The organism is Mesorhizobium sp. M7A.F.Ca.US.006.04.2.1 (assembly GCF_004022915.1).
Lineage (GTDB): Bacteria > Pseudomonadota > Alphaproteobacteria > Rhizobiales > Rhizobiaceae > Mesorhizobium > Mesorhizobium ciceri.
The window spans coordinates 1-2,379 of sequence record NZ_RZQA01000918.1 but is presented as its reverse complement, the minus strand read 5'-3'; the positions used below and the strand labels follow the sequence as shown (position 1 = coordinate 2,379).

The window sequence follows — 2,379 nt, the reverse complement described above, 5'->3', positions numbered from 1 at the left end:
GCCAAAGGCACGCACCATGCGGGCGCCGGCGACCAGCGCGACGATCTCGTCACGCGTGAACATCAGCGGCGGAAGGTCGAAACCCTCCCTCATCATGTAGCCAACGCCGGCCTCGCCGTCGATCGGCACTCCGGTCGACTGCAAATCGGCAATGTCGCGATAGATGGTTCGCTCGGAAACTTCGAGCCATGTGCCGAGCTTCTGGGCGGTGACCAATCGGCCACCGCGCAGATGCTGCACGATCTGGAAGAGCCTGTCGGCGCGGCGCATCGTATGGTCCCTCGGCGTTGTCTCTATGCATGCCGCCCGAAACCGGTCCACCTCTGGGTGGCATGCATCGTGTTTTCGCGCATGCCGTTATCCCAAAACCGCAGAACACTTTTGGGCGGCATGCCTCATGGTTTCAGTCCTTCGCGCTTGCGCTGCGCGGCGACGAACTCCGCGCCGAAGGACAATTTCTTCGTCGTCGGTGTTTTCGCATCGAGCACGCGCCAGAACGGTGCCACATCACTCGGCGTCATGCCGCGCTGGAGGTCCTCGTTGGCGGCTTCGGCAACAGTGCGCAGATGATAGCCTATGGTGACCGGGCATGTCACTTCGGCGCCATGCTCGACGGCAAGTGCTGTACGCAGCGCACGCACATCCATCTCGACGCCTTCGGGAATCGAGCGGATGAAATCATCGACCTGGCGCGCTGTCGGCACCAGCATAGGCTGGCCTTCGACGACATCGGCCATCGTGCGCGGCGTCGGCTTGACGCCGTTGATGCCTGGTGTGCTCAGTCTGTCGTTCCAACTCTTCATCGATCGTCCTTTCGACCGCCGATGCACGGGTGCCCTAAGCTGGCACCATTGCACGGCCCTCCTGACAGCATACTGTCAGGAGGCTTCAGCATACTCCTTGGCAAACAGCGTTCGCATCCGAGCGAGATCGCTGCCTCTTTCGGGGTAGAGCGTCTTCAGAAAGGCGAGCGCGAAGGTGCCCGGCGCCGAGCCTGGCGCGGAAACAATTTTGCCGTCGGCCATGGCATGCGGCACATCCTGATAGAGGCTGTCGCCGGCATAGCCGGCCTCATGACCATTGATCCAGTCGCGGCCATTGCTCGTATGCCTGGCCTTCTCGAACAGGCCGGCGCGGGCTAGCGCCAGCGTGCCGGCGCAGATGCCGCCGACCACGCCGCCGCGCGATGCAACAGCATTGAGCAGATCGGCAACATCGGGCGGTGCCTTGCCGGCCCACTCATCGGAGCCGATGACGGCGATGGCGTCGAGATCGTCATTCTCATCCGCCCCGGCCGATCGATCAGGCGTCAGCCGAAAGCCGCTGATCCCGGCCACTGGGTTGCCATCAGGCGTCAGCGACACGGCACGGGCGCCGAACCATTCGACCGCCGAGGCCGCCAGCAGCCCATACTCCCAGTCGGCAAAACCTTCGATGAAAAGGAAACCGATCGTCTTCTGTTCGGGCATAAGCTCGCTCCCATTCCTCACGCACCGGACCTGTTATCTGGGCGTTGACGCGCCCACATCCAATCGCTGGGTCGAAAAATTGGCTTCAATTGCCGCGAGGGCCACGGTCCGCATACATGTCCGGCCAGCCGATATCCTTGCGAATATCCGCCGGCAGCGAGTTCATGAACCGCTGGGTGCGGATCTCGTTGCGCATCGTGCGGATCTTGCCGACATAGTGCTGCATGCCGCGCAGAATGGTGTAACCGTTCATGGCCAGTCTCCTCTCTCTGTATGGAGGTACTATCGCATACCCCTCCTGACAGCAGTCTGTCAGGAGGATGTCAGGCGCGAGACGATAGTTGCGACCGGTGCGCGCACCGCAGGCAAGGCATCGCTTTTCGCCGCATCGAACGGTGCCGAAGGCAGGTTCGCGACTTCCGATTGTTCATAGCGACGACGTGCACTGGGCGCCGCTGTTCAGTTTCCGGCGACGGACTGTCGGAATACGAGGCCTTCAGCGGGGTGACCGCAGTTCTGATATGGAGGGAGAAAATTCTTCCCCAACAGCAGGGAGACGACGATGAGCTTGCAACTGACAGGTATCCACCATCTGACCGCCATCACCGCCAATGCGCCTGGCAATCTTCATTTTTATACGAAGGTGCTGGGTCTGCGGCTGGTCAAGAAGACCGTAAACCAGGACGACACCTCGGCCTACCACCTCTTCTATGCCGACGGCGAAGCGACACCGGGCACCGACCTTACCTTCTTCGACTGGCCGGTCGGCCGCGAGCGGCGCGGCACGCACAGCATCGTGCGGACCAGCCTCAGGGTCGGCAGCCAGGAGAGCCTTGCCTGGTGGAAGCAACACTTGACCGACGAAGGCCTGGCAACAGGAGAGATCGGCGACATCGGCGGGTCGTCGGCC

General features: G+C 62.1%; 5 protein-coding genes. 1 reads left to right on the top strand and 4 read right to left on the bottom strand.

The genetic code is table 11. From position 1 onward, the window contains the following. The 4 genes from EN925_RS32185 to EN925_RS32170 all read right to left on the bottom strand — a co-directional run. On the bottom strand, positions 1–270 hold a 270-nt coding region (locus tag EN925_RS32185), incomplete at its 3' end, for an HTH domain-containing protein (protein ID WP_128337216.1). Between the two features lie 125 nt (positions 271–395). Continuing rightward, on the bottom strand, positions 396–803 hold the full coding sequence (locus EN925_RS32180; protein WP_063169160.1) for a hypothetical protein: 408 nt from the start codon (positions 801–803) through the stop codon (positions 396–398). 75 nt (positions 804–878) lie between these two features. After that, the gene (locus EN925_RS32175; protein WP_064993261.1) at positions 879–1,469 is read right to left on the bottom strand and encodes a DJ-1/PfpI family protein; all 591 of its coding nucleotides are present in this window, start codon (positions 1,467–1,469) and stop codon (positions 879–881) included. An 85-nt stretch (positions 1,470–1,554) separates the two neighbouring features. Continuing rightward, positions 1,555–1,722, bottom strand: a complete 168-nt coding sequence (locus tag EN925_RS32170) for a hypothetical protein (protein ID WP_013529241.1) — start codon at positions 1,720–1,722, stop codon at positions 1,555–1,557. A 309-nt stretch (positions 1,723–2,031) separates the two neighbouring features. Here EN925_RS32170 and EN925_RS32165 point away from each other — a divergent pair. Next, positions 2,032–2,379 (top strand): VOC family protein (locus EN925_RS32165; protein ID WP_206633045.1); only part of this gene is annotated, 348 nt, incomplete at its 3' end.

Coding starts and splice junctions, on each gene's coding strand:
- EN925_RS32175 (WP_064993261.1), bottom strand. CDS start 1,469: ATGCCCGAACAGAAGACGATCGGTTTCCTTTTCATCGAAGGTTTTGCC.
- EN925_RS32180 (WP_063169160.1), bottom strand. CDS start 803: ATGAAGAGTTGGAACGACAGACTGAGCACACCAGGCATCAACGGCGTC.
- EN925_RS32170 (WP_013529241.1), bottom strand. CDS start 1,722: ATGAACGGTTACACCATTCTGCGCGGCATGCAGCACTATGTCGGCAAG.